General features: G+C 71.4%; 20 protein-coding genes and 2 pseudogenes. 12 read left to right on the forward strand and 10 right to left on the reverse strand.

The features are described from left to right. The first annotated feature begins 59 nt into the window (after positions 1–59). Entirely contained in the window at positions 60–2300 is a 2241-nt protein-coding gene (locus EFK10_RS40660) for a molybdopterin oxidoreductase family protein (protein WP_127360674.1), read from the forward strand. Here the strand turns inward: EFK10_RS40660 and EFK10_RS40665 are convergent. Continuing rightward, entirely contained in the window at positions 2289–3134 is an 846-nt protein-coding gene (locus tag EFK10_RS40665) for a sulfurtransferase (protein ID WP_127360675.1), read from the reverse strand. The two genes, EFK10_RS40660 and EFK10_RS40665, sit on opposite strands and share 12 nt — an antisense overlap. A 183-nt stretch (positions 3135–3317) precedes the next feature. Here EFK10_RS40665 and EFK10_RS40670 point away from each other — a divergent pair, with 183 nt between their 5' ends. From EFK10_RS40670 to EFK10_RS40680, 3 genes are all read left to right on the forward strand, one after another. Beyond that, positions 3318–4712, forward strand: a complete 1395-nt coding sequence (locus EFK10_RS40670; RefSeq protein ID WP_127360676.1) for an aldehyde dehydrogenase family protein — start codon at positions 3318–3320, stop codon at positions 4710–4712. Positions 4713–4735: 23 nt separating this feature from the next. Then, a complete protein-coding gene (locus EFK10_RS40675; RefSeq protein WP_127360677.1) occupies positions 4736–5818 on the forward strand; it encodes a Zn-dependent alcohol dehydrogenase in 1083 nt (360 codons plus the stop codon). 252 nt (positions 5819–6070) lie between these two features. Further along, positions 6071–7504 (forward strand): amidase, encoded by a 1434-nt coding sequence (locus tag EFK10_RS40680; RefSeq protein WP_127360678.1) that lies wholly within the window; start codon positions 6071–6073, stop codon positions 7502–7504. Here the strand turns inward: EFK10_RS40680 and soxR are convergent. Further along, positions 7493–7978 carry a redox-sensitive transcriptional activator SoxR gene (gene soxR, locus EFK10_RS40685; protein WP_127360679.1) on the reverse strand — a complete coding sequence of 162 codons (486 nt, stop codon included), beginning with the start codon at positions 7976–7978 and terminating at the stop codon, positions 7493–7495. The genes EFK10_RS40680 and soxR overlap by 12 nt on opposite strands. 170 nt (positions 7979–8148) lie before the next feature. Here soxR and EFK10_RS40690 point away from each other — a divergent pair, with 170 nt between their 5' ends. Continuing rightward, a complete protein-coding gene (locus EFK10_RS40690; RefSeq protein ID WP_127360680.1) occupies positions 8149–8610 on the forward strand; it encodes a MaoC family dehydratase in 462 nt (153 codons plus the stop codon). Positions 8611–8613: 3 nt separating this feature from the next. Here EFK10_RS40690 and EFK10_RS40695 read toward each other — a convergent pair whose 3' ends face one another. Continuing rightward, the gene (locus tag EFK10_RS40695; RefSeq protein WP_127360681.1) at positions 8614–9234 is read right to left on the reverse strand and encodes a TetR/AcrR family transcriptional regulator; all 621 of its coding nucleotides are present in this window, start codon (positions 9232–9234) and stop codon (positions 8614–8616) included. 52 nt (positions 9235–9286) lie between these two features. Continuing rightward, on the reverse strand, positions 9287–10438 hold the full coding sequence (locus EFK10_RS40700) for an acyl-CoA dehydrogenase family protein (protein WP_127360682.1): 1152 nt from the start codon (positions 10436–10438) through the stop codon (positions 9287–9289). A 67-nt stretch (positions 10439–10505) separates the two neighbouring features. Here EFK10_RS40700 and EFK10_RS40705 point away from each other — a divergent pair, with 67 nt between their 5' ends. Continuing rightward, complete coding sequence (locus EFK10_RS40705; protein WP_127360683.1) at positions 10506–11162, forward strand: TetR/AcrR family transcriptional regulator; 657 nt, start codon at positions 10506–10508, stop codon at positions 11160–11162. Positions 11163–11208: 46 nt separating this feature from the next. On the opposite strand, the pseudogene EFK10_RS40710 reads toward EFK10_RS40705, so the two are convergent. After that, positions 11209–11769, reverse strand: a pseudogene (locus EFK10_RS40710) (LLM class flavin-dependent oxidoreductase); the annotation flags it as partial. Positions 11770–11789: 20 nt separating this feature from the next. On the opposite strand from EFK10_RS40710, the pseudogene EFK10_RS51440 reads away from it, so the two are divergent. Further along, a pseudogene (locus tag EFK10_RS51440) lies at positions 11790–12020 on the forward strand (transcriptional regulator); the annotation flags it as partial. On the opposite strand, the gene EFK10_RS40720 reads toward EFK10_RS51440, so the two are convergent. Further along, positions 11965–12567 (reverse strand): hypothetical protein, encoded by a 603-nt coding sequence (locus EFK10_RS40720; protein WP_127360684.1) that lies wholly within the window; start codon positions 12565–12567, stop codon positions 11965–11967. The pseudogene EFK10_RS51440 and the gene EFK10_RS40720 sit on opposite strands and share 56 nt — an antisense overlap. A gap of 188 nt (positions 12568–12755) precedes the next feature. Here EFK10_RS40720 and EFK10_RS40725 point away from each other — a divergent pair, with 188 nt between their 5' ends. From EFK10_RS40725 to EFK10_RS40740, 4 genes are all read left to right on the forward strand, one after another. Then, on the forward strand, positions 12756–15491 hold the full coding sequence (locus EFK10_RS40725; RefSeq protein WP_127360685.1) for a penicillin acylase family protein: 2736 nt from the start codon (positions 12756–12758) through the stop codon (positions 15489–15491). Between the two features lie 204 nt (positions 15492–15695). Then, the gene (locus tag EFK10_RS40730) at positions 15696–16457 is read left to right on the forward strand and encodes an SDR family oxidoreductase (RefSeq protein WP_127360686.1); all 762 of its coding nucleotides are present in this window, start codon (positions 15696–15698) and stop codon (positions 16455–16457) included. A gap of 64 nt (positions 16458–16521) precedes the next feature. Further along, a complete protein-coding gene (locus EFK10_RS40735; RefSeq protein WP_127360687.1) occupies positions 16522–17142 on the forward strand; it encodes a TetR/AcrR family transcriptional regulator in 621 nt (206 codons plus the stop codon). Between the two features lie 16 nt (positions 17143–17158). Further along, positions 17159–18142 carry an NADPH:quinone oxidoreductase family protein gene (locus EFK10_RS40740; RefSeq protein WP_127360688.1) on the forward strand — a complete coding sequence of 328 codons (984 nt, stop codon included), beginning with the start codon at positions 17159–17161 and terminating at the stop codon, positions 18140–18142. Positions 18143–18447: 305 nt separating this feature from the next. On the opposite strand, the gene EFK10_RS40745 is transcribed toward EFK10_RS40740, so the two are convergent. Continuing rightward, positions 18448–19680: an acyl-CoA dehydrogenase family protein gene (locus EFK10_RS40745; protein ID WP_127360689.1), complete on the reverse strand. Its 1233-nt coding sequence runs from the start codon at positions 19678–19680 to the stop codon at positions 18448–18450. A gap of 6 nt (positions 19681–19686) precedes the next feature. After that, positions 19687–20715, reverse strand: a complete 1029-nt coding sequence (locus EFK10_RS40750; RefSeq protein ID WP_127360690.1) for a phosphotransferase family protein — start codon at positions 20713–20715, stop codon at positions 19687–19689. A gap of 164 nt (positions 20716–20879) precedes the next feature. Here EFK10_RS40750 and EFK10_RS40755 point away from each other — a divergent pair, with 164 nt between their 5' ends. After that, positions 20880–22190: a glucarate dehydratase family protein gene (locus EFK10_RS40755; RefSeq protein ID WP_127360691.1), complete on the forward strand. Its 1311-nt coding sequence runs from the start codon at positions 20880–20882 to the stop codon at positions 22188–22190. 319 nt (positions 22191–22509) lie between these two features. Here EFK10_RS40755 and EFK10_RS40760 read toward each other — a convergent pair whose 3' ends face one another. Beyond that, complete coding sequence (locus EFK10_RS40760) at positions 22510–23427, reverse strand: MBL fold metallo-hydrolase (RefSeq protein WP_127360692.1); 918 nt, start codon at positions 23425–23427, stop codon at positions 22510–22512. Between the two features lie 68 nt (positions 23428–23495). Beyond that, on the reverse strand, positions 23496–24896 hold the full coding sequence (locus tag EFK10_RS40765) for a GntP family permease (protein WP_127360693.1): 1401 nt from the start codon (positions 24894–24896) through the stop codon (positions 23496–23498). Positions 24897–24932: the final 36 nt, after the last annotated feature.

A 24932-nucleotide genomic window follows, 5' to 3' on the forward strand; every position in this document is an offset into this window, starting at 1 on the left:
TCCCTACCGGTCGGTATGGTGGGTTCCGATTGCTGGAAGCGTCACCCCCGGGAGGGCCGATGAGCCGCACCGCCCTGCGTGTCTGCCCACTGTGCGAGGCCACCTGCGGCCTCACGCTCACCATCGACGAGGGGGGCACGGTCACCCAGGCGCGCGGTGACCGCGAGGACGTCTTCAGCGCGGGATTCATCTGCCCGAAGGGCGCCACCTTCGGCGAGCTCGACTCCGATCCGGACCGGCTGCGCCGCCCGCTCGTGCGGCGCGGCGGCAAGCTGGTCGAGGCGAGCTGGCAGGAGGCGTACGAGGCCGTGGCGGCCGGCCTCGGCACGGTGATCCGGGAACACGGCGGCGAGTCGGTCGCGGTCTACCTCGGCAACCCGAACGTCCACACCGTCGCCGGCGGTCTCTACCCGCCGCTGATCATCCGGGCGCTGGGCACCCGCAACATCTACGCGGCCAGCACCCTCGACCAGATGCCCAAGCAGGTCGCCTGCGGCTATCTCTTCGGCCACGCCTTCGCGATCCCCGTCCCCGACCTGGACCGCACCGACCACCTGGTCGTCATCGGCGCCAACCCCATGGTCTCCAACGGCAGTCTGGCCACCGCCGCCGACTTCCCCGGCAAGCTCAGGGCGCTGCGCAAGCGCGGCGGCCGGCTCACCGTCATCGACCCGAAGCGCACCCGCACCGCCGACCTGGCCGACCGCCACCTCACCCCCCGGCCCGGCACGGACGCAGCGCTGCTCCTCGCCCTCGTCCAGGTGCTGTTCGCGGAGGACCTGGTCGACCTCGGCGGCCTGGCCGAGCACGTCACCGGTGTGGATGAAGTACGGGCTCTCGCTGCCGACTTCACCCCCGAGGCGGTCGCCGCGCACTGCGACGTAACCGCCGACGAGATCCGCGCCCTCGCCCGGGAGATCGCCGCCGCGCCCTCGGCCGCGGTCTACGGGCGGATCGGCAGCACGACCGTCGAATTCGGCACCCTGAGCAGCTGGTTGATCGACGTCATCAACATCCTCACCGGGAATCTGGACCGGGCGGGCGGCGTCATGTTCCCGCTCTCGCCCACCACTCGCGCCCCGCGGCCGCCCAAGCCCGGCCGCGGCTTCGTCACCGGCCGCTGGCGCAGCCGGGTCGCCGGTCACCCCGAGACCGTCTCCGAACTGCCCGCCGCAGCACTGGCCGAGGAGATCGACACCCCGGGCGCCGGGCGGGTCCGCGCCCTGATCACCGTCGCCGGGAACCCCGTGCTGTCCGCGCCGGACGGCGAGCGGCTGTCCCGCGCGCTCGACGACGACCTCGACTTCATGGTCAGCGTCGACCCGTACCTCAACGAGACCTCACGGCACGCCGACGTCGTCCTGCCCCCGCCGCCGCCCTCGCAGAGCGCCCACTTCGACTTCGCGTTCACCAACTTCTCCGTACGCGACAACGTCCGCTTCTCCCCGCCCGCCGTCCCGCTCGCCGACGGCCGCCCCGACGAGGCCGAGATCCTCGCCCGCCTCGTCATGATCCTCTACGGCGCCGGGCCCGACGCCGACCCCGCCGCCGTGGACGAGCAGGTCATCGCCGCGACACTGGCCAAGGAGACCGCAGACCCGCACTCCCCGGTCGCCGGCCGCGAGGTGGCCGACCTGACCGCGCTCCTCACCGGCGGCACCGGCTACGAGCGGCGCCTCGACATGATGCTGCGCCTCGGCCCGTACGGCGACGCCTTCGGCACCGACCCGGAGGGCCTGACCCTGGCGCGGCTGCGCGAGCACCCCCACGGCATCGACCTCGGCGCCCTGAAGCCGCGCATCCCCGAAGTCCTGCGTACGGCCACCGGCAAGGTCGAGCTGGCGCCCGGGCCGATCGTGGCCGACGTGCCCCGGTTGCGGCGCTCCCTCGACCGCAGCGCGGACGGGTTCGTCCTCATCGGCCGCCGCCACCTGCGCTCCAACAACAGCTGGATGCACAATGTGCCGGCGCTCACCGGCGGCACCAACCGCTGCACCCTCCAGATCCACCCCGACGACGCCGCGCGCCTCGGCCTCGCCGATTCCGCCCCCGCCCGCGTCAAGGGCCCCGGCGGCGAACTCGAGGTCCCCGTCGAAATCACCGACTCCCTCCGCCCCGGCGTCGTCTCCCTCCCCCACGGCTGGGGTCACGACCGGGCCGGCGCCCAGCTCACCACCGCCTCCCTGCGCCCCGGCGTCAACGTCAACCAGCTCCTCGACGGCTCGCTGCTCGACCCGCTCTCGGGCACGGCCGTCCTCAACGGCTTCCCGGTCCAGGTCACCGCGGCCTCACGACTCTGACCCGCCCGTCACCACCGGCAGGTCTGACGGCAGACCCCACTCGCTCCAGGACCCGTCGTACACCGACAGCTCCCGGTATCCGGCCAGTTCGGCTCCCAGCGCCAGTACGCACGCCGTCACGCCAGACCCGCAGCTGAAGACCAGCTGCTCCCGCTCCCCGGCAAGGGCGGAGAAGGCCGCCCGCAGTTCCGGCACCGGACGCATCCGCCCGCCCTGCTGGAGCTCGCCGAACGGCAGATTCACCGCCCCGGGCATGTGGCCGCCCCGCAGCCCCGCCCGGGGCTCGGGGGTCGTACCGCGGAAGCGTTCCCGAGAGCGGGCGTCGAAGACCGCCGCAGCCGGGTCGGCCAGCGCCGCCATCACCTCGCCGCTACCGACGACCAGCCCCGGCCGGGGCCGCGCGGTGAAGTCGCCCCGCCGTCGCGCGGGCCCGGCCTCGCCGTTCTCCAGCGGCAGCCCGGCCGACTTCCAGGCGGGCAGGCCGCCGTCGAGCACGGCGGCCCGGTCGAAGCCCATCGCCCGCAGCATCCACCACGCGCGGGCGCTCGAGTAGATGCCCGCGCCGTCGTAGACGACGAGCGTGTCGGACTCGTCCACCCCGAGGCCGCGCATCTCCTCGGTGAACCGATCCGTGTCGGGCATCGTGTGAGGCAACGGGCCGGAATGGTCGGACATTGCCCCGACGATATCGAAGACCCGCGCCCCAGGAATCCGCTCCCGGGCATCCCGGTGCCCGCCCACCGACGCGTCGAGCACCACCACCCCGGGCCTCCCGAGCCGGGCCGCCAGCCAGTCGGTGCCGACCAGCGGGCCGTTCGGTGCCATCGCGTCCATCTATCTGTGCCCCCTCGGGCCCGGCCGGGCCGTCATCCGGTGTCTACGGCGATCAGGCCGCCCGCCTGCACAATAGGTGCGGCCGGGCCCCGGCCGACGCCGGGGCGGGGGCTCTGGCCCACTAAAACTATCGGTGCTAGTTTGAGGTCGCATGTGCAGCGCACGTACCCGGGAGGACACGACGTGAAGGCTCACGACGCCATGTACATCGACGGCGCGTGGCGGCCCGCCGCCGGCACGGACACGATCGCCGTCGTGAACCCCGCCGACGAGCAGGTGATCGCCACCGTGCCGGCCGGCACTCCGGCGGATGTCGACGCGGCCGTGCGCGCGGCCCGGGCGGCGTTCCCGGGGTGGGCGGCGACGGCCCCCGCGGAACGCGCAGCCAGGCTCACCGCGCTGCGCGACGCGCTCGCCGCCCGGCGGGAGGAGATCGCGGAGACGGTCACGGCGGAACTGGGCTCGCCGCTCGCGTTCAGTCAGGCGGTCCACGCGGACGTACCGATCGCGGTGGCGGGCTCGTACGCCACGATCCTCGCCACGCACGCCTTCGAGGAGAAGGTCGGCAACTCCACCGTCCACCACGAACCCGTCGGCGTCGTGGGCGCGATCACGCCCTGGAACTACCCCCTGCACCAGATCGTCGCGAAGGTCGCACCGGCCCTGGCCGCAGGCTGCACGGTGGTCCTCAAGCCCGCCGAGGACACCCCGCTCGTGGCGCAGCTCTTCGCGGAGGCGATCGACGAGGCTGGTTTCCCGGCGGGGACGTTCAACCTCGTGACGGGCCTCGGCCTGGTCGCGGGTCAGGCGCTGGCCGAGCACGCGGACGTGGACCTGGTCTCCTTCACCGGCTCGACCGCCGTCGGCAGCCGGATCGCCGCGACCGCCGGCGCCGCCGTCAAGCGCGTCGCCCTCGAACTGGGCGGCAAGTCCGCCAACGTCATCCTGCCCAGCGCAGACCTGGCCCGCGCGGTCAATGTCGGCGTCGCCAATGTCATGTCCAACTCGGGCCAGACGTGCAGCGCCTGGACCCGCATGCTGGTCCACCGCGACCAGTACGACCAGGCCGTGGCCCTCGCGACCGCCGCCGCGGCCAAGTATGTCGCCGGCGGTCGCATCGGCCCGCTGGTCAACGCCAAGCAGCAGGCGCGCGTACGCGGTTACATCGAACAGGGCGTCGAGGAAGGCGCGCGCCTCGTCGCGGGCGGCCCCGAAGCGCCCCTCGACAAGGGCTATTACGTCGCCGCCACCGTCTTCGCCGACGTCACCCCGGACATGACCATCGCGCAGGAGGAGATCTTCGGCCCGGTGCTGTCCATCCTCCCCTACGAGGACGAGGCCGACGCCCTCCGTATCGCCAACGGCACGGTCTACGGCCTGGCCGGCGCCGTCTGGGCCGGCGACCAGGACGAGGCCGTGGCCTTCGCCCGCCGGATGGACACCGGCCAGGTCGACATCAACGGCGGGCGCTTCAACCCGCTGGCCCCCTTCGGCGGCTACAAGCAGTCCGGCTTCGGGCGCGAACTGGGTGCGCATGGCCTGGCCGAGTACCTGCACACCAAGTCGCTGCAGTTCTGACCGCAACCCGCAGGAGAGTCACCGTGACCCGCGCCGCCGTACTGCCCGCCGTCAACGCCCCGCTGGCCATCGCGGACATCGACGTCCCCGAGCCCGGCCCCGGCCAGGTCAAGGTCCGCCTGGCCGCGGCGGGGGTGTGCCACTCCGACCTGTCGCTGTCCAACGGCACCCTGAAGCAGCCCGTGCCCGCCGTCCTCGGCCACGAGGGCGCCGGCACGGTCACCGCCGTCGGCGTGGGCGTGACGGCGGTGGCGCCCGGCGACCGGGTGGTCCTCAACTGGGCGCCCTCCTGCGGCGACTGCCACTTCTGCGGCCTCGCCGAGCCCTGGCTCTGCGCCAACGCGGGCGCCGCCGCCACCGCCCCCTACGCCCGCCTCACCGCCGACGGCAGCGAGCTCTACCCGGGCCTGGGCACCGCTGTCTTCGCCGAGGAGACCGTCGTCTCGGCCCACGCCGTCCTCCCGCTCCCCGCCGGCGTCCCGCTCACCGAGGCCGCCCTCCTCGGCTGCGCCGTCCTGACCGGATACGGCGCCGTCCACCACTCCGCCGCCGTCCGCCCCGGCGAGTCCGTCGCCGTCCTCGGCGTGGGCGGGGTCGGCCTGTCGGTGCTGCAGTCCGCCCGTATCGCGGGGGCCGGCACCATCGTCGCCGTCGATGTCTCCCCTGCCAAGGAGGAGTTGGCCCGCGCGGCCGGCGCCACCGAGTTCCTCACCGCCTCCGACGACACCACCAAGCAGATCCGCAAGCTCACCGGCGGCTACGGAACGGACGTCGCCATCGAGTGCGTCGGCCGCGCCGACACCATCCGTACAGCCTGGTCCGCCACCCGGCGCGGCGGCCGCACCACCGTCGTCGGCATCGGCGGCAAGGACCAGCAGGTCACCTTCTCCGCCCTGGAACTCTTCTACTTCGGCCGTACGCTCTCGGGCTGCGTCTACGGCAACAGCGACCCGGCGAAGGACCTCCCGGTGCTGGCCGAGCACGTACGCGCGGGCCGTCTCGACCTCTCGGCGATGGTCACCGAGCGTATCGGCCTCGAAGGCATCCCCGCCGCCTTCGAGGCGATGCTCGCCGGGCGCGGCGGGCGAGCCCTGGTCATCTTCTGACCGGCGGGTATGGCTGAGCACTGCCACGGCCATCACGGCGGGCAGCACGTACAGCGGCGCGATCGTCCTGTCGGTGACGTAGCGGCGCCCGCGACCAGCGCCCGGGGCAGGCGCCCGCGACCAAGCCGGGGTCCGTGCCACAACGCCGTGGCGCGGGCCCCTCCGCGCTCTGGCCGTTACCGCTCAGTAGTGCGAGGATCTGGGCGAGGCGAGCACGAACCGGACAAGAACCAGGACGGGACGGGTAGACGCATGGCGGAGCTGCACGATCTGACGGCTGTGGAGCAGGCACAGGAAATCCGGAAGGGGACCCTGTCACCGACCGAGCTGACCGAGCACTACCTGAGCCGCATCGACCGGCTCAACGAGACCATCGGGGCGTTCATCACCGTCACCGCCGCGATCGCCCGCAAGCAGGCCGCCGACGCCGAGGCGGAAGTCCTCGCCGCTCGCCGCGAAGGGCGCGAGCTCTCGCCGCTGCACGGCGTGCCCGTCCCGGTGAAGGACCTCAACTTCACGGCCGGCGTACGCACCACCCTCGGCTCGGCCGCCTACGCCGACCACGTGCCGGACTCCGACGACCACGTCGTCGTCAAGCTCCGCGAGGCCGGTACCATCCTGCTCGGCAAGACCAACACCCCCGAGTTCGGGCTCCCCTGCTACACCGAGAACCGCCTCGCCCCGCCCGCCCGCACCCCCTGGGACCTCGACCGTTCGGCGGGCGGCTCCAGCGGCGGCGCGGCGGCGGCCGTCTCGTCCGGCCTGGCGCCCATCGCCCACGCCAGCGACGGCGGCGGCTCCATCCGCATCCCGGCCTCCGTCTGCGGCCTCTTCGGCATCAAGCCGAGCCGCGGCCGGGTCAGCCCCGGTCCCGTCACCCACGACGTCACCGGTCTCAGCACCAGCGGCCCCCTCGCCCGCACCGTCGCCGACGCCGCCACCCTGCTCGACGTCATGTCCGGTACGGTCCCGGGTGCCCCCTACGCCGCTCCCTCACTCCCGCCGGGGGAGACCTTCGCCTCCTACGCAGCCCGCGAACCGGGCGCCCTGCGGGTGGTCGGGCTGCCACAGCCGCCGGTGCCGGGCGTGGAGCTGCACGCCGACGTCCGGGCGGCGTACGACGGCACGGTGGCACTGCTGCGCGAGCTGGGCCACGTCGTCGACGAGATCGAGCTCCCCGTCGACGACGCACTGCTCACGGCCTTCACCCGGGTCTGGAGCGTGATGTCCACCTCCTACCCCGTCGCGCCGGAGCAGGAGGACCTGCTGATCCCCCTCACTCGTCACCTGCGCGCCGAGGGCGCCAAGGTCTCCGGGCCCGAATTCGCCGAGTCCCTCTACGCCTTCCGCGCACTCGGCGAGCTCGTCGCGGCCGCGCTCCACTCCTCGTACGACGTGATCCTCACCCCGACCCTCGCCCAGCCCCCGGCCCTCGTCGGCGCCCTGCGCAACGATGACGACCCCGCCGCCGAGTTCGCCGGCCTCGCCGCCTTCACCCCCTTCACCCCCATCTTCAACGCCACCGGCCAACCCTCCGTAAATGTCCCCCTCCACTGGACCGAGGCCGGCCTCCCCATCGGCGTCATGTTCGGCGCCCGCTACGGCGACGAAGCCACCCTCATCTCCCTCTCGGCCCAACTGGAAGCGGCCCGCCCGTGGGCCGGCCGTAGGCCGTCATTGTGGTGACCGCTCCTGCGAGCAGTCCGGCGAGACCAGCAGCCGCCGCGCCCCCGGGCCCTGGGCTCCTAGCCGGTCGTCGGGGTTGGACAGTTTGCAGCGCTGGAGGGAGAGGCAGCCGCAGCCGATGCAGTCGTCGAGGTTGTCGCGGAGTTGGGTGAGTTCGGTGATGCGGGCGTCGAGTTGGGCTCGCCAGTCCTCGGAGAGGCGGGCCCAGTCCTGGGGGGTGGGGGTGCGGCCGTCAGGGAGGCTGTCGAGGGCTTCGCGGATGGTGGCGAGCGGCATGCCGACGCGCTGGGCGGCGCGGATGAAGGCGATGCGGCGCAGGGTGTCGCGGGTGTAGCGGCGTTGGTTGCCGGTGGTGCGGGTGCTGGTGATCAGGCCTTTGGCCTCGTAGAAGTGCAGGGCGGAGACGGCGGCGCCGCTGCGCGCGCTGAGCATGCCGACGGTCAGGAGCCGGTGTGCGATCGGGATGGACGACATCTTGTCAACTTAACCCGGCCCTGAAGGAGCGGGCTTGGAGGTAGGGCGCCATTGGCTGTGGTGTGGCCTCCTCCGTCCGCTCCACCCATGGGGTGGCTGGGACGCGTGACTCACGCCCCGAGGTCCACACTATGCTGAGCAAGCGCTTAGAAACCTACGGGAGGTACGACATGTCGCAGGGCAGGACCTTCGCTTCGCCGGACGAGCTGCGGGCCGCAGTCGGCGAGGAACTCGGCACGACGGACTGGCTGGAGGTCGACCAGAAGCGGATCGACCTGTTCGCGGAGGCGACCGGGGACCACCAGTGGATCCACGTCGACCCGGAGAAGGCCGCACAGGGGCCCTTCGGCACGACGATCGCGCACGGCTACCTGACGCTGTCGCTGATCCCGCAGTTCACCGCCGGCCTGCTCAAGGTCGAGGGCGTGAAGATGGGCGTCAACTACGGCGTGAACAAGGTCCGCTTCCCCTCGCCGGTGCCGGTCGGCTCCCGGCTGCGCGCATCCTCGAGGATCGCCGAGCTGACCGACGTACCGGGCGGCATCCAGCTCGTCACCGTCGTCACCATCGAGCGCGAGGGCGGCGACAAGCCGGTCTGCGTCGCGGAGACCGTCGCCCGCTTCTACCTCTGAGCGCTACCGCTGAGCCAGCACCATGCGCAGGACGAGGTCGGCGTACAGCTCGCCGATCTCGTCCGGCGTCCGGCGGCCGTCCGGGTTGAACCAGCGCGCCACGTCGATGCAGAGCGACAGCACGGCCAGCGTCGTGCCGGAGACTTCCGGCACGTCGAATTCCCCGCTCTTCACGCCGTCCTGGATCACCGACCGGATGACGCCCTCGCTCTGCCGGCGCAGCCCCACGATCTCCGCGTAGTGCTCGGCGCTCAGCGCGTCCAGCTCGTACTGGACCACCCGGCCGGTGGTGTGGTGCTCCGCGTGCCAGCGGACGAAGGACCGTACGGCCGCCGCCAGCCGCTCGGCGGGGGTGCCGCCGGTGTTGGCGGCGTCCTGGAGCAGGCCGAGGGAGAGTCGGTGGCCGACGCCGCTGATCTGGTAGAGCAGCTCTTCCTTGGTCTTGTAGTGGATGTAGAGCGCGGCCGGGCTCATCCCGGCCCGGCTCGCGATGTCGCGGGTCGTGGTGGCGTGGTAGCCGCGCTCGGCGAACGCTTCGACCGCGGCCAGCACCAGCCGCCTGGCGGCATCAGGGGTGATGCCGGTCCATGTCGTGGTCGCGGTCTGCTCCGCCTCGGCGCTCATGGCGGACACCCTACAACGACACTGAGCAAGCGCTTAGATACCAGCCGGTCGGTCAGAACGCGGAAACCCCGGTCACCGACCGCCCGATCAGCAGCTTGTGGATCTGGCTGGTGCCCTCGTACAGCGTCATGACGCGGGCGTCACGCAGCAGCTTCCCGACTGGGTATTCGTCGATATATCCATAGCCTCCGAAGACCTGCAGCGCGTTGTTGGCGCTGCGCACCGCCGCCTCGCTCGCGTACAGCTTGGCCACCGACGACTCCGTCGCGAAGGGCTGGCCCCGGTCGATCAGGTCCGCCACCCGCCAGGTCAGCAGCCGGGCCGCGTCCACGTCGACCGCGATGTCGGCGATCAGCTCCTGGACGAGCTGGTGCGCGGCGATCGGCTTCCCGAACTGCTCGCGCTCGCCCGCGTACCGTACGGCCGCGTCCAGGCAGGCCTGCGCGATGCCGACGCAGCCGGCCGCCACCGACATCCGGCCCTTGGCCAGCGCCGACATGGCGACCGAGAAGCCCTTGCCCTCCGGCGCGATCATGGCCGAGGCCGGGACGCGTACGTCCTCCAGCACCAGCTCGGCCGTGGCCTGGCCGCGTAGGCCCAGCTTGCCGTGGATCTCGCGGCGGGTGAGGCCGGGGGAGTCGGTGGGGACCAGGAAGGCGCTGACGCCCTTGTGGCCCGGGGCGTCGTTGGTGCGGGCGAAGAGCAGGACGACATCGGCCCAGGTGCCGTTGGTGATGAACGTCTTGGTGCCGCTGATCACGTAGTCGCCGCCGTCGCGCACCGCGCGGGTGGTGAGATTCGCGGCGTCCGAGCCGGTGCCGGGCTCGGTCAGACCGAAGCAGCCGACCGCCTCGCCGGAGATCAGCGCCGGGAGCCACGCGCGCTTCTGCTCCTCGCTGCCCCAGGCGGCTATCGACTTGGCGACCAGCCCCAGGGAGACGGAGACGATGCCGCGCACGGAGGAGTCGCCGCGCCCCAGCTCCTCGGTGACCAGGCAGTACGCCAGGTGGTCGCCGCCCGAGCCGCCGTACTCCTCGGCAATGGTCAGCCCCAGGAAGCCCAGCGCGCCCAGCTTCTTCACGATCCCGCGGTCCACGCTCTCGGCGCGGTCCCACTCGGTGGCGTGCGGGACGACCTCGCGGTCGGTGAAGTCGGCGGCGAGCCGGCGGACCGCGGCCTGCTCTTCGGACAGCGCGAGGTCCATGGGGGGATCACGCCCTTCATAAATTAGCACTGCTAGTTTCTTGTCGACAGCCTCTACTATGAGCCGCATGGCCCGCCCCCGCAAGCCCCTGCTCAGCCGCGAGCGCATCGTCTCCACAGCCCTTGCCCTCGCCGACGAAGAGGGGCCGCAGGCGGTGTCCACCCGCCGGCTCGCCGCCGAGCTCGGGGTCAGCGGCCCCTCCCTCTACAACCACTTCCGTACGAAGGACGAGATCCTCGACGCCGTCGCCGACACCGTCGTGTCGCAGGTCGACCTGTCGATGTTCGACGGCGACCGGGACTGGCGCGAGGCCCTCACCGCCTGGGCCCGCTCCTACCGGGCAGCCCTCGCCGCCCACCCCAACATCGTCCCGTTCCTCGCCCAGGGCCCCGGCCGCCGCCCCGCCGGCCTGCGCATGGCCGACGCCGTCTTCGGCGGCATGGTCGACGCCGGCTGGCCTCCGGCCCACGCCACCCGCATCGGCGCCCTGATGCGCTACTTCGTCACCGGCTCGGCCCTCGGCTCCTTCGCCCGTGGCTTCGTCGACGACGCCACCGCCTACGACCCGGCCGACTACCCCCACCTCGGCCAGGCCCATCTCCTGGCCGAGCGGCAGCACTCAGTGGACGAGGGCGCCTTCGACACAGGCCTCCGCGCGCTGGTCGACGGCCTCGCCGTGCAGTTCGCCGCCCTGGCCGGGACTGAGGACAGGCCTCTCGCCTAAGACGAGCGAAGCGCGGCGGGGCGGGGGAAGCAGGCCCCGGGCCGACTCACCGCAGTGCGACCGCCGCGATCCGCTCCAACTGCTCCAGCTGGGTGGGCAGCCCCATCGCCCCGACGCGTAGCACCACGTGCCGCACCCCGGCCGCCGCATAGCGGGCCAGCCCCGCCGCGACCTCCGCCGCGGTGCCCGTCACGAGCAGCTGGATCCGTTCCAACTCCGCAAGCGGCAGGCCGTAGTTCGCCAGCGCATACGCGTTCAGGGCCCTGCGACCGGACTCCTTGCCCTCGTCCGTGACGAGCACCGTCGCGTAGAGCGCCGGAGTGATGGCCTCAGGGGCGCGATCGGCCTCGGCGGCAGCTTTGAGGGCGCCGTCGAGGCCGGCCGCGTAGGCAGCCGGATCCGGCGGGTAGGGCAGCCAGCCGTCGTAGAGGCGCCCGGTGCGGGCGAGGGCGGCGGGGGTGAAGCCGCCGAGCCAGACGGGTGGGCCGCCGGGGCGGTAGGAGGGGGTGCCGGCGGGGATGTCGTCGAAGTGGAGGAGTTCGCCGTGGAATGAGAAGGGGCCCTGGCCGGTCCAGAGGCGGAGCCAGAGGGCAACGGTCTCGTCTACCGCAGGACGTCGCGCCCGCCGACGGCCACCTCGGCTTCGCGGTGCCGCTGCGCCTGCGCCACGGCACCGGCGAACTACGCCTGATGACGACGGTCACCACCTTCGCCACCGCAGTCGACGTCACCATCGCCGAACTCAAGCTGGAGGCTTTCCTCCCCGCCGACGAGGCGACTGCGACGGTGTTTGCGAGCGTAGTCAACGCAGAGCGAACTGCTCGGAGTTGCGGGCCTCCGCCAGCGCCCGCTCGGTGAGGACCGGAACCGGCACCACGATGCCGCAGCCCGCGCAGACCGGCCCGGAGGCGGGTTCGTGGGCGAGGTCGTGACGCCAGCGGATGTGGGAGTCGGCGCAGACCGGGCAAACGGCGCCGGGAGCGGTCCGGATCGCGGCGATGATGCGGCGAAGGACGTCCGCGAGCCGGTCGGAGGGGTGGATGGAGGGATCGTCGCACCAGGCGACGCCGTTGCCGCCCCAGGTGTGGCGGTGCCAGTCGTCGAGGGCGCCGGGTTGGCGGATGCCGTAGAACTTCTCCTCCTTGCGGCGAGCGGCGAAGTCAGCTTCGTAGGCGAGCCAGACCGCGCGGGCCTCCTCCAACTCATCGAGGGCCGCGACAAGAAGCGCGGGGTCGGGTTCACGGTCCTGGGGGCAGAAGCCGGCCCGGGCACAGAGGTGGTCCCAGGTGGCCCGGTGCCCGTAGGGGGCGAATCGTTCGAGGCATCGGCGCAGGTAGGTGCGCCGCTGGGTGGGGGTTCGCCGTGGATCGCGCACCTGTCTCGCGAGACTTCGGAATTTGGCCATGGCATGCCACCTCCGTCATCGGTACCGCATCGCTATGGAATGGACGTAACGAACCGCGATACGGATCCATCCCCGGACCGAACTCACCATGACCTTGCGCCAGTCGCGAAAACGTGACGCATGTTCACCTTACCGAGGGGTCATACCGTCGGTAACGTCGGCCGCATTGGCCTTCTGGAGGAGCAGCTATGCGTCTTCGTATCGGCAAGCTCAGAACCATCACAGGCGCCGCGATCATCGCCCTCGGCGCGGCCCTCATCTCTCCGCTACCGCAGCCGGCACACGCCGCCACCGTCACCGACTACTGCCAGTCGCAGTGCTCCGACATCCTGCCGCCCGGTGAGAACGGCAACGCCACGTTCGCCCAGGTCCTGCTCAACCAGGTCTTCGGCACCCAGCCCGACCACGCCGAGGACCAGCTCAGCACATACGGCAACCTGGCCTCGGGCTACCAGAGTCTGACCGCCTCCACCATCAGCAGCTACTTCAACGACGCCTCCTTCGGCGTCGCCTCGGGGCAGGTCGCCTCCACCGAATCGCCGCGCAGCGACGTCACGATCGTCCGCGACAAGAAGTCCGGCGTCCCGCACATCACCGGCACCACCCGCTACGGCACCGAGTACGGAGCCGGGTACGCCGCCGCCGAGGACCGGCTGTGGCTCATGGACGTCTTCCGGCACGTCGGACGCGGCCAGCTCACCCCCTTCGCCGGCGGCGCGGCCTCCAACCAGGGCCTTGAGCAGGAGTTCTGGCGCAATGCCCCGTACACCGAGGCCGACCTGCAGGCCCAGATCGACTCCATCGCCAACAACAACGGCACCCGCGGCACCCAGGCCCTGGCCGACGCCACCGCCTACATCGCCGGTGTCAACGCCTACATCGACGCCTCCGACAGCGGCCGCTACTTCCCCGGCGAATACGTCCTGACCGGACACAAGGACTCCATCACCAACGCCGGGACCATCGACCACTTCAAGCTCACCGACCTGGTCGCGTTGGCCGCCGTCATCGGGGCGCTCTTCGGCTCCGGTGGCGGCGGTGAGGTGAACAACGCGCTGTCCCTGCTCGCAGCGCAGCAGAAGTACGGCATCACCGAGGGCACCAAGGTCTGGGAGGCCTTCCGCGAGCGCAACGACCCCGAGGCCACCCTCACCGTCCACAACGGCGAGAGCTTCCCGTACGCCACCAAGCCCGCCACCGCCCAGGGCCAGGCCCTGCCCGACTCCGGCTCGGTCACCGAGGAACCGCTCGTCTACGACCGCACCGGCAGCGCCGCCACCGCCTCGGCGAGCACCGCCTCCGCCACGGCCGCCGCCACCGCGCTCACATCGGCCAAACGCGGCATGTCCAACGCCCTCGTGGTGAGCGGCAAGAACACCGCCAGCGGCCACCCGATCGCCGTCTTCGGCCCGCAAACCGGCTATTTCGCGCCACAGCTGCTCATGCTCCAGGAAATCCAGGGCCCGGGCATCAGCGCGCACGGCGCGTCCTTCGCGGGGCTGAGCATGTACGTGGAGTTGGGACGCGGCCAGGACTACGCCTGGAGCGCCACCACCTCGGGGCAGGACGTCATCGACTCGTACGCCGTCGAGCTCTGCCAGGACGACTACCACTACCTCTTCCACGGCACCTGCACCGCCATGGAGAGGCTGGAGCAGACCAACGCCTGGACCCCCTCCGTGGCCGACAGCACCGCCGCGGGCTCCTACCGGATGCAGGTCTACCGCACCAAGTACGGCCCCGTTGAGTACCGGGCGACGGTCGGCGGCAAGAAGGTCGCCTACACCACGCTGCGCTCCTCCTACTTGCACGAGGCCGACTCGATCATCGGCTTCCAGATGCTCAACGACCCGGACTACGTGACAAGCCCGGCCACCTTCCAAGCCGCGGCCGCGCACATCAACTACACCTTCAACTGGTTCTACGCCGACTCCAGCCACACCGCCTACTACAACAGCGGCAACAATCCGGTGCGCGCCACCGGCGTCGACGCCGAGTTCCCGGTGTGGGCGCAGTCCGCGTACGAGTGGCAGAACTGGAACCCGACGACCAACGCGGCCGACTACACCCCGGCGTCCGCTCATCCCCAGTCTCTCGACCAGGACTACTACATCTCCTGGAACAACAAGGTCGCCAAGGACTACACCACCGCGAGCTGGGGCAACGGATCCGTCCACCGCGGCGACCTCCTGGAGGACCGGGTCAAGGCCCTCGTCAAGGCGGGCGGCGTCACCCGCGTCAAACTCATCCAGGCCATGGCGGACGCCTCGTTGACCGATCTGCGGGCCGAGGACGTGCTTCCCGAACTGCTCAAGGTCATCAAGACCCAGACCGTCACCGACTCCGCCCTCGCCACCGCCGTCACCCAGCTCTCCGACTGGGTCACGGCAGGCGGCAAACGCAAGGAGACCTCGTCCGGCTCCCATGCGTACGCCAACGCCACAGCCATCCAGGTCCTCGATGCCTGGTGGCCCCTGCTCGTCCAGGCCGAGTTCCAACCCGGCCTCGGCAGCGACCTGTACGCGGCGATGACGGCCAACCTCTCCATCGACGAAGCCCCCTCGGCCGGACACGGGCCCACCGGCTCGCACGCCGGCAGCTCCTTCCAGTACGGCTGGTGGAGTTATGTCGACAAGGACATCCGGTCCGTTCTCGGTGAAACCGTCAGCGGCGGCCTGGGGAACACCTACTGCGGCGGCGGCTCAGTGTCAGCCTGCCGCGACGTCCTGCTCAGCAGCCTGAAGACCGCCGTCGCCAAGACCGCCGCCCAGGTCTACCCCGGCGACGACCTCTGCTCCGCCGGCGACCAGTGGTGTGCCGACTCGATCAACCAGCGCGCGCTGGGCGGCATCAAGCACGGCAAGATCACCTGGCAGAACCGCCCCACCTACCAGCAGGTCGTCGAATTCCCCACCCACCGCTAACCGGCTCCGCCGCACGGCCGGGCTGTCCCCGTCCACCCCGCGCCCACCCTGCCCTCACCCCGGGCCGGGGTGGGCGCGATGGTGTGCCGGTTCGGGCAACGATCCAGGTTGTGCCCACCCGTTCCGCACCGGCGCTTCCGCCATCCTGACCAACCGCTTAGTATGTCGGGGAGCCGAGACGCGGGACACGAAGGAGTGGACACGATGGTGGCAGCGTTGCGAGACGCCCGGGTGGTCATCACCGGAGCGGGAGGCGGCATCGGTGCCGCCCTCGCCCGCCGTTTCGCCGGTGAGGGCGCGCGCGTCGTCGTCAACGACATCGACGCGGGCGCCGCCAAGGCCGTGGCGGACGAGATCGGCGGCCTCGCGGTCCCCGGTGACGCCTCCGGCATCGTGGCCGAGGCCCGGGCCGCACTCGGCGGCGGCATCGACATCTTCTGCGCCAACGCGGGCGTCGGCAGCATGGCCGGGGTCGAGGCCGAGGATGCCGTCTGGAACCACGTCTGGGACGTCAACGTCATGGCCCACGTCCGCGCGAGCCGCGAGCTGCTGCCCGAGTGGCTGGAGCGCGGCGGCGGCCGCTTCGTCGCCACCGTCTCCGCGGCCGGGCTGCTCACCATGCCCGGCGACGCCCCGTACTCCGTGACCAAGCACGCCGCCCTCGCCTTCGCCGAATGGCTCGCGGTCACCTACAAGCACCGCGGCATCCACGTCCACGCCGTCTGCCCGCAGGGCGTACGCACCGACATGCTGCGCGGGGCCGGTGAGGCCGGCGAACTCGTCCTGGTGCCCACCGCCATCGAGCCGGAGGACGTCGCCGAGGCCGTCATGAGGGGCATCGCCGACGAGCGCTTCCTGATCCTTCCGCACCCCGAGGCCGCCGACTACTACGTCGCCCGCGCCACCGACACCGACCGGTGGATCAGCGGCATGAACCGCGTGCAGCGACAGCTGGAGGGCAGCTAACGGCACACATACCGACCGGTATGCTGGCGGGTGCACCGGTACGGAGAAAGGGCAGGCGATGGCCATGGCACGCAGCACCACCCCGAGCGCCACCCGGAAGGCCCCCAAGGCGGTGACCACGGTCCCGCAGCGGCTGCTCGCCGAGGCCACCCGCCTGTTCGCCGAACGCGGCTACGACCGGACCTCCGTCCAGGAGATCGTCGAAGCGGCCGGAGTGACCAAGGGCGCGCTCTACCACTACTTCGGCAGCAAGGACGATCTGCTGCACGAGATCTACGGTCGTGTGCTGCGCCTCCAACTGCAGCGCCTCGAAGCGATCGCGGGCAAGCCCGACCCCGTGGAGGCCCGGCTCTTCGAGGCCGCCGCCGACGTCGTCGTCACCAGCATCGCCAACCTCGACGACACCAAGATCTTCTTCCGCTCCATGCATCAGCTCAGCCCCGAGAAGCAGAAGGCGGTACGGGCCGACCGCCGCCGCTACCACGAGAAGTTCCGCGCCCTGGTCGAAGAGGGCCAGAGCCAGGGCGTCTTCCGCCCCGGCCTGAGCCCGGACCTGGTCGTGGACTACTTCTTCGGCTCCGTCCACCACCTCGGCACCTGGTACCGCCACGACGGACAGATGTCCGCCGAGCAGGTGGCCACCGAATACGCAGACCTGCTGCTGCACTCCGTACGGCAGCCCTGAACCCCCGGAGTTCCACGTGAAGGCATGGCGTGTCCACGAGAACGGTGAGCCCCGCGAGGCCATGCGTCTCGACGAGGTCCCGGACCCCGAACCCGGCCCCGGCCAGGTCCTGGTGCGCGTGCGCGCCGCCAACGTCAACTTCCCCGACGCGATGCTCTGCCGGGGCCAGTACCAGATCCGCCCGCCGCTGCCCTTCACGCCCGGGGTGGAGCTGTGCGGCGAGATCGTAGGCCTCGGCGACGGCGTGTCCCTGGAGCTCGGCGCCCGCGTCATCACCCCGGCAGCCCTGCCCGGCGGCGCCTTCGCCGAACTCGCCGTCGTCCCCGCCGCCGGCGTCCTCCCGGCCCCCGAGGCGCTGGACGACGCCGAGGCCGCCGCCCTGCACATCGGCTACCAGACCGCCGTCTTCGGCCTCCACCGCCGGGCCAACCTCCAGGCGGGGGAGACCCTCCTCGTGCACGCCGCCGCCGGCGGGGTCGGCAGCGCCGCCATCCAGATCGGCAAGGCCGCCGGGGCCACAGTCATCGGAGTCGTCGGCGGCCCCGAAAAGGCCAAGGCCGCACGGGAGTTGGGCGCCGACATCGTTGTGGACCGGCATGCCGAGGACTTCGTCGGCGTCGTCAAGGAGGCCACCGGCGGCCGTGGCGCCGACGTGGTCTTCGACCCGGTCGGCGGCGACGCCTACACCCGGTCCACCAAGTGCATCGCCTTCGAGGGCCGCATCGTCGTCGTCGGCTTCACCAGCGGCACCATCCCGGCCCCCGGCCTCAATCACGCCCTCGTCAAAAACTACTCGATCATGGGCCTGCACTGGGGCCTCTACAACACCCAGGACCCCGCTGCCGTCCGCAGCTGCCACGACACCCTCACCCGCCTCGCCGCCGAGGGCGCCGTCAAGCCGCTGGTCAGCGAACGCGTCCCGCTATCGGGCGCTGCCGACGCCGTCCAGCGCGTCGCCGACGGCACGACCACCGGCCGTCTGGTCATCGTCAACGACTAGGGCCTGTCCAGCCGATCTTCGCGGCGTCGCGGGGCCTGGCACCAACGCTCGCGGCGTTGTCGTCGGTCGACGACGTCCCCCAGCCTGGCGGCTGGGTGGGGGTCCCCCCGGCCGAAGGTTGGGGGAGTGCCCCCACCGCCTTGCGATCGCAGGCGCCAAGCCCCGCTCCTTCTCCCACGGAGATCGGCCGGACAGGCACTAGGACCCGTCCAGCGGATCATGGCCGGGTCCGCGACCCTCCCCCAGCCGGACGCTGGGGGAGCCGCGGCCTGTCCGACCCTGATCCGCCGGACGGGCCCTGGCGGCTACAGATACTTCTTCAGCTCGCGCCGCGCCAGCGACCGCTTGTGCACCTCGTCGGGACCGTCCGCCAGCCGCAGCGTCCGCGCCGCCGCCCACATCTCCGCGAGCGGGAAGTCCTGGCTGACGCCACCCGCGCCGTGCACCTGGACGGCGCGGTCGAGGATGAGCCCGACCTTCTGCGGGGTGGCGATCTTGATGGCCTGGATCTCCGTGTGCGCACCGCGGTTGCCGACGGTGTCCATCAGCCAGGCCGTCTTGAGCACCAGCAGCCGCAACTGCTCGATCTCGACCCGCGCTTCGGCGATCCACTCCTGCACGACGCCCTGCGCGGCGATCGGCTTGCCGAAGGCGACCCGTCCCGCCGCTCGCCGGCACATCAGCTCAACTGCCCGCTCGGCCATACCGATCAGCCGCATACAGTGGTGGATGCGCCCCGGACCCAGCCGGGCCTGCGCGATGGCGAAGCCGCCGCCCTCCTCGCCGACGAGGTTGTCGGCGGGCACCCGCACATCGGTGAAGATGACCTCGGCGTGGCCGCCGTGGTCCCCGTCGTCGTAGCCGAACACCCGCATGCCGCGCCGGACATCGACACCGGGGGTGTCGCGCGGCACGAGGATCATGCTCTGCTGGCGGTGCCGCTCCGCCGACGGGTCGGACTTGCCCATGACGATGAAGATCCGGCAGTCCGGGTTCATGGCCCCGGAGATGTACCACTTGCGGCCGTTGATGACGTAGTCGTCGCCGTCCCGCTCGATCCGGGTCTCGATGTTGGTGGCGTCGGACGACGCGACGTCCGGCTCGGTCATCGCGAAGGCCGAGCGGATCTCACCGGCGAGCAGTGGTTCCAGCCAGGCCTTGCGCTGCTGCTCGCTGCCGAACTCGTTCAGCACCTCCATGTTGCCGGTGTCGGGCGCGGCGCAGTTGAGCGCGGGCGGCGCGAGGTGCAGGCTGCGGCCGGTGATCTCGGCCAGCGGCGCGTACTGCAGGTTGGTCAGGCCCGCGCCGCGCTCGCCGGGCAGGCTGTGCTGGTTTACAAGAAAGAGGTTCCACAGCCCCTGCCGCTTCGCCTCGGCCTTCAGTTCCCCCACCACCGGCGGCGCGGCCCAGCGTGCGTCGCCCACGGCCTCCTCGCGCTGCTGCGCGAAGACCGGTTCTGCGGGGTACACGTACTCATCCATGAAGGTGAGCAGCCGCTCGCGCAGCTCCTCGGTGCGGGCGTCGTACGAGAAGTCCATTGCGGCTCAGCCTTCCTGAAGGATGCTCAGGCCCCGCTCGATGAGGCCGGGGACGAGGCCGCCGATGCGGTCGAAGCCGGCGCCGAGGGTCTGCCCGAGTGTGTAGCGGTAGTGGATGCCCTCGGCGATGACCGCGAGCTTGAAGTAGGCGAAGGCGGTGTACCAGCCGATGGCGGACACATCGCGGCCCGAGCCTTCGGCGTAGCGCGCGATGACCTCGTGCGCGGTCGGGTGGCCCGGCGCGGCGCTCGCGGACGGCACGGGGGAGTCGGCCGGCACCTCGCGGTCGCTGTACATCACGAGCAGTCCGAGGTCGGTGAGCGGGTCGCCGAGCGTGGACATCTCCCAGTCCAGGATCGCCTTGATCCGGTCGTCGTCCTTGCCGACGAGTACGTTGTCCAGCCGGTAGTCGCCGTGTACCACGGTCGCCGGGCCCGAGGCGGGCAGAGCCTTCGACAGCCCCTCGTGCAGCTCGTCGATCCCCGTCAGCTCCCGGCTCCGGGACGCCTCCAGCTGCTTCCCCCACCGCCTCAACTGCCGCTCCAGGAAGCCTTCCGGCCGCCCGAAGTCCGCCAGCCCGACCTGCTCCGGGTCCACGGCGTGCAGCGCCACCAGCGCGTCCACCAGCCCGAGTACGACGCTCCGCGTCCGCTCCGGCCCGAGCGCCGCCAGCTGGTCGGCAAAGCGATACGGCACTCCGTCCACGTACTCCATGACGTAGAACGGCGAACCGATCACCGTCTCGTCCTCGCACAGCAGCACCGTGCCCGGCACCGGCACCGGCGTGTCGTGCAGGGCGCTGATCACCCGGTGCTCGCGGGTCATGTCGTGCGCGGTCGCCAGCACGTGCCCGAGCGGGGGCCTGCGTACGACCCACCGGGAGGTTCCGTCCGTGACGGCGTACGTCAGATTGGACCGGCCGCCCTCGATCAGATCCGCCTGCAGGGCGCCCTGGACCAGCCCGGGCCGCTCCCGGTCGAGATGCTCACGCAGCCGCCCGAGGTCGAGCCCCGGTGGGTTGTCCGTCCCGCTCATCAACGCTCCTCGCGTCTGATCGATGCCTGGCCCCTACCATCATGCCGACCAGTCGGTATGTCGTCCAGTCCGGCGGTGGCCGTCCTTGACGCTCTCTCCTGGGGCGATCTAGGGTCTGTTCGTGTACGCAGATAGCGTCCACATACGCGAACAGAGGTGGCAGGGTGTCGGAACGCAGCGACCTGACGATCGCCGGGATCCGGCTCACTCCCATCCTCGTCGCGGACCCGCCGCTGCTCAATACGCAGGGCGTCCACCAGCCGTACACCCCGCGCCTGATCATCGAGGTCGAGACGGCAGGCGGCGTCACCGGTGTCGGTGAGACGTACGGCGACACGAAGTTCCTCGACCTCGCGCGGCCGCTCGCCGAGGCGCTGGTCGGCTGCCAGGTCAGCGATCTGAACAGCCTCTTCACGCTCGCCGCCCTCGTCTGCGGCGACCCGCAGGAAGTGTCGGACTCGGTGGACGTCGGCGGCCTGCGCGGCGCACAGACCGCCGACAAGCTGCGGCTGTCGGTCGTCTCGGGTTTCGAGGTGGCCTGCCTCGACGCCCTGGGCAAGTCCCTCGGCCTGCCCGTGCACGCGCTGCTCGGCGGCAAGGTCCGCGAGACCGTCGACTACAGCGCCTATCTCTTCTACCGCTGGGCCGGGCACCCGGACGGCCAGGGCGGCGGCCGGACACCCAAGGACGACTGGGGCGCGGCCCTCGACCCGGCCGGGGTCGTCGCCCAGGCGCAGCGGTTCGACCGCGAGTACGGTTTCACGTCCTTCAAGCTCAAGGGCGGCGTCTTCCCGCCCGACGAGGAGATCGCCGCCATCCGCGCCCTCGCCGAGGCCTTCCCCGGCAGGCCGCTGCGGCTGGACCCCAACGGTGCCTGGTCCGTGGAGACCTCGCTGTACGTGGCCGAACAGCTCGGCGGCGTACTGGAATACCTGGAGGACCCGACCAGCGGCACCGCCCGCATGGCCGAGGTCGCCGCGCGCACCGACGTCCCGCTGGCCACCAACATGTGCGTGACGACCTTCCCGGAGATCGCCGAGGCCTTCACCAAGGGCGCCGTCCAGGTCGTGCTCTCCGACCACCACTACTGGGGCGGGCTGCGCAACACCCGCGAGCTGGCCGCGATCTGCCGCACCTTCGGGGTCGGGCTGTCCATGCACTCCAACACCCACCTGGGCATCAGCCTCGCCGCGATGACGCATGTCGCCTCGACCGTCCCCAATCTCGACTACGCCTGCGACTCCCACTACCCCTGGCAGACCGAGGACGTCATCACCCGCCCGTACGAGTTCACCGGCGGCCGCCTCACCGTCTCCGACGCCCCCGGCCTCGGCGTCGAACTCGACCGCGAGGCGCTGGCCGCCTTCCACCGGCGCTGGTTGGACGACGACGGCACGATGCGCGACCGCGACGACGCCGCCGCCATGCGCAAGGCCGAGCCCGGCTGGGAGACCCCGCCGGTGCCGCGCTGGTAAGAGGCCGCGCGAATAGGTGGGGTGGAGGAAGGAGCGTGTCGAGGGCCGGGTCTGGCAAGGCGTGGGGGGCACTCTCCCCCAGACTCCGTCCGGGGCGACGCGGTGGGGGCACTCCACCAGCCTTCGGCCGGTGGGGGTGCTCCCCCTGGCTTCGCCGGGGGCACCCCCACCGGCGAAGCCAGGGGGGACCCCCACCAGCCGCCAGGCTGGGGGACGTCGTCGACCGACGACAACGCCGCCAGGCGAGAGCCATCGGCAGGCGACGCCACCCCACCTATTCGCGCGGCCTCTTCCGTCGCGTGGGCCCCGCGCGGGCACCTCAGGCGTGGCAGGCCGGGATCCGGCCGCCGTTCATCGCCGCCATGTCGGTGAGGACGGCCACCAGGTCCAGCGGGATACCGAGCGGCAGGCCATCCATCTCCGCGTAGGCGCGGTGCAGATTGGCGACCAGCCGCTCCGACTCGGCCAGTTCGGCGAATTCCCCCAGATCGGCGGCCCTCGCCGTCTCCAGCGGCGTACGCCCCGCCGCTCGCCCCTCGGCGGCGAGCGCGGCCACGTAGTGCAGATAGTGCTCCACGACGTCGTACGCGCCCGGATCGCACACCTTGCCATGCCCGGGCACGACGATCTCGGCGTCCAGCGCCCGCAGCAGGCCCAGCGCCCGCAGCGAACCGCTCAGCGACCCGAACGGCACGAAGGGCGTCCCGCCGTTGAAGACCAGGTCCCCGGTGAAGACGATCCGGTGCTCCGGCAGCCACACGATGGTGTCCCCGACCGTGTGAGCCGGTCCCGGGTGGATCAGCCGCACCTCGGTGCCGCCGGCCTGCAGGTCCATCCGGTCCTCGTACGTGACCGTGGGCGGCGTGATCGGGACCTCGCCGTACTCCACCTCCGGCCAGATCATGTGGAGCTGGTGACCGGCGGCCACCTGCTCCTTCGCGCAGGCCGCGTGCCCGACGATCTCGGCCTCGCCGGCGAACAGCGTGTTGCCGTAGGTGTGGTCGCCGTGGTGATGGGTGTTCACCACATACGACGGCATGGGCGCGCCCGTGGCCAGCAGCGCGTCGCGCAGCAGCCGGGTGCGGCGTTCGGTGGCGGCGGTGTCGACCAGCAGGGTCGTACGCCCGTCGCTGACGAATCCGGCGTTGCTGAGGCACCAGCCGCCGTCCGGCTGCACGTACGCGTGTACGCCGTTGGCGAGTTCGGTGAGATACGGCTCGGTCGTGGTGCCCGGCATGCCTGCGCCCTTCTCTGGTGGCCCGGACGGAACCTACCAGGGAAGGGCGCAGACGAAGCGGAGCGGTCCTAGATGACGAGCGAGACCAGCAGCACGAAGCCCAGGGCCACCACCGAGATCACCGTCTCCATCACCGACCAGGACTTGAGGGTCTGCGGGACCGTCATCCCGAAGTACTCCTTCACCAGCCAGAATCCGGCGTCGTTGACGTGCGAGAAGAACAGCGAGCCGGCGCCGACGGCCAGCACCAGCAGGGCGGTGTGGGTCGAGGACATGTCGGCGGCGAGCGGGGCGACCAGGCCCGCGGCGGAGATGGTCGCGACGGTGGCGGAGCCGGTGGAGACCCGGATCAGGACCGCGATGAGCCAGGCGAGGAGCAGGGGCGAGATGTTCCAGCTCTGCGACCAGTTGAGGATCATCTGGCCGACGCCGCAGTCGATCAGGGTCTGCTTGAAGCCGCCGCCCGCGCCGACGATGAGCAGGATCCCGGCGATCGGGCCGAGCGACTTCTCGACCGTCGTGGAGATCCGCTCCTTGGTGAAGCCCGCCGCCCGGCCGAGGGTGAACATCCCGAGCACGACGGCGGACAGCAGCGCGATCAGCGGCGAGCCGATGACGTCGAAGACCCGGTAGACCAGGCTGCCCTGGTCCTTCTCCAGGACGTCGACCAGAGCCTTGAGCAGCATCAGAACGACCGGCAGCAGCATCGTGGCCACGGTCGCCGCGAAGCTCGGCCGCTTCTCCAGGTCGTCCGACGCGCGGGGCGGAGTGAGGTGCTCGGGCGGCGTGACCTTGACCCAGCGATCGGCGACCCGGCCGAAGAGCGGTCCGGCGATGGCCACCGTGGGCAGCGCGATGAGCACGCCGAGCGCCAGCGTCGTGCCGAGGTCGGCCTTGATGGAGTCGATCGCGGCGAGCGGGCCCGGGTGGGGCGGGACCAGGCCGTGCATGACGGACAGGCCGGCCAGCGCCGGGATGCCGACCCGCATCAGGGACTGGTTGCCTCGCCGGGCGACCAGCAGCACCACCGGGATGAGCAGGACGATGCCGACCTCGAAGAAGAGTGGCAGCCCGATCAGCCCGGCGATCAGTGCCATCGCCCACGGCAGCCGCCGCTCGCTGGTCCTGGCCAGGATCGTGTCGACGATCTGGTCCGCACCGCCGGAGTCGGCGAGCAGCTTGCCCAGGATCGCGCCGAGTGCGATGAGCACGCCGACGCCCGCCACGGTGGTGCCCAGGCCGGTGGTGAAGCTGGTGATCGTCTTCGCGAGCGGGGCCCCGGCGACCGCCCCGAGCACGCCGGTGCCGATGGTCAGGGCCAGGAAGGCGTGCATCTTCCAGCGGGTGATCAGCAGGATGATCGTGGCGATGCCGGCCAGGGCCGCTATGCCCAGCCGGGCATCACCGGCACTGGTGATGAATTCCGTGGCCGGGGGCGCGGCCAGCAACTCGACGCTGAGTGCAGACACGTACGTACTCCGTTGTCCGTAAGGGAAGGTCGTTAA

This window comes from Streptomyces soli (genome assembly GCF_003999195.1).
Taxonomy (GTDB): domain Bacteria; phylum Actinomycetota; class Actinomycetes; order Streptomycetales; family Streptomycetaceae; genus Actinacidiphila; species Actinacidiphila soli.

Coding starts and splice junctions, on each gene's coding strand:
- EFK10_RS40660 (WP_127360674.1), top strand. CDS start 60: ATGAGCCGCACCGCCCTGCGTGTCTGCCCACTGTGCGAGGCCACCTGC.
- EFK10_RS40665 (WP_127360675.1), bottom strand. CDS start 3,134: ATGGACGCGATGGCACCGAACGGCCCGCTGGTCGGCACCGACTGGCTG.
- EFK10_RS40680 (WP_127360678.1), top strand. CDS start 6,071: ATGGCGGAGCTGCACGATCTGACGGCTGTGGAGCAGGCACAGGAAATC.
- soxR (WP_127360679.1), bottom strand. CDS start 7,978: ATGTCGTCCATCCCGATCGCACACCGGCTCCTGACCGTCGGCATGCTC.
- EFK10_RS40690 (WP_127360680.1), top strand. CDS start 8,149: ATGTCGCAGGGCAGGACCTTCGCTTCGCCGGACGAGCTGCGGGCCGCA.
- EFK10_RS40695 (WP_127360681.1), bottom strand. CDS start 9,234: ATGAGCGCCGAGGCGGAGCAGACCGCGACCACGACATGGACCGGCATC.
- EFK10_RS40700 (WP_127360682.1), bottom strand. CDS start 10,438: ATGGACCTCGCGCTGTCCGAAGAGCAGGCCGCGGTCCGCCGGCTCGCC.
- EFK10_RS40705 (WP_127360683.1), top strand. CDS start 10,506: ATGGCCCGCCCCCGCAAGCCCCTGCTCAGCCGCGAGCGCATCGTCTCC.
- EFK10_RS40720 (WP_127360684.1), bottom strand. CDS start 12,567: ATGGCCAAATTCCGAAGTCTCGCGAGACAGGTGCGCGATCCACGGCGA.
- EFK10_RS40725 (WP_127360685.1), top strand. CDS start 12,756: ATGCGTCTTCGTATCGGCAAGCTCAGAACCATCACAGGCGCCGCGATC.
- EFK10_RS40730 (WP_127360686.1), top strand. CDS start 15,696: ATGGTGGCAGCGTTGCGAGACGCCCGGGTGGTCATCACCGGAGCGGGA.
- EFK10_RS40735 (WP_127360687.1), top strand. CDS start 16,522: ATGGCACGCAGCACCACCCCGAGCGCCACCCGGAAGGCCCCCAAGGCG.
- EFK10_RS40745 (WP_127360689.1), bottom strand. CDS start 19,680: ATGGACTTCTCGTACGACGCCCGCACCGAGGAGCTGCGCGAGCGGCTG.
- EFK10_RS40750 (WP_127360690.1), bottom strand. CDS start 20,715: ATGAGCGGGACGGACAACCCACCGGGGCTCGACCTCGGGCGGCTGCGT.
- EFK10_RS40760 (WP_127360692.1), bottom strand. CDS start 23,427: ATGCCGGGCACCACGACCGAGCCGTATCTCACCGAACTCGCCAACGGC.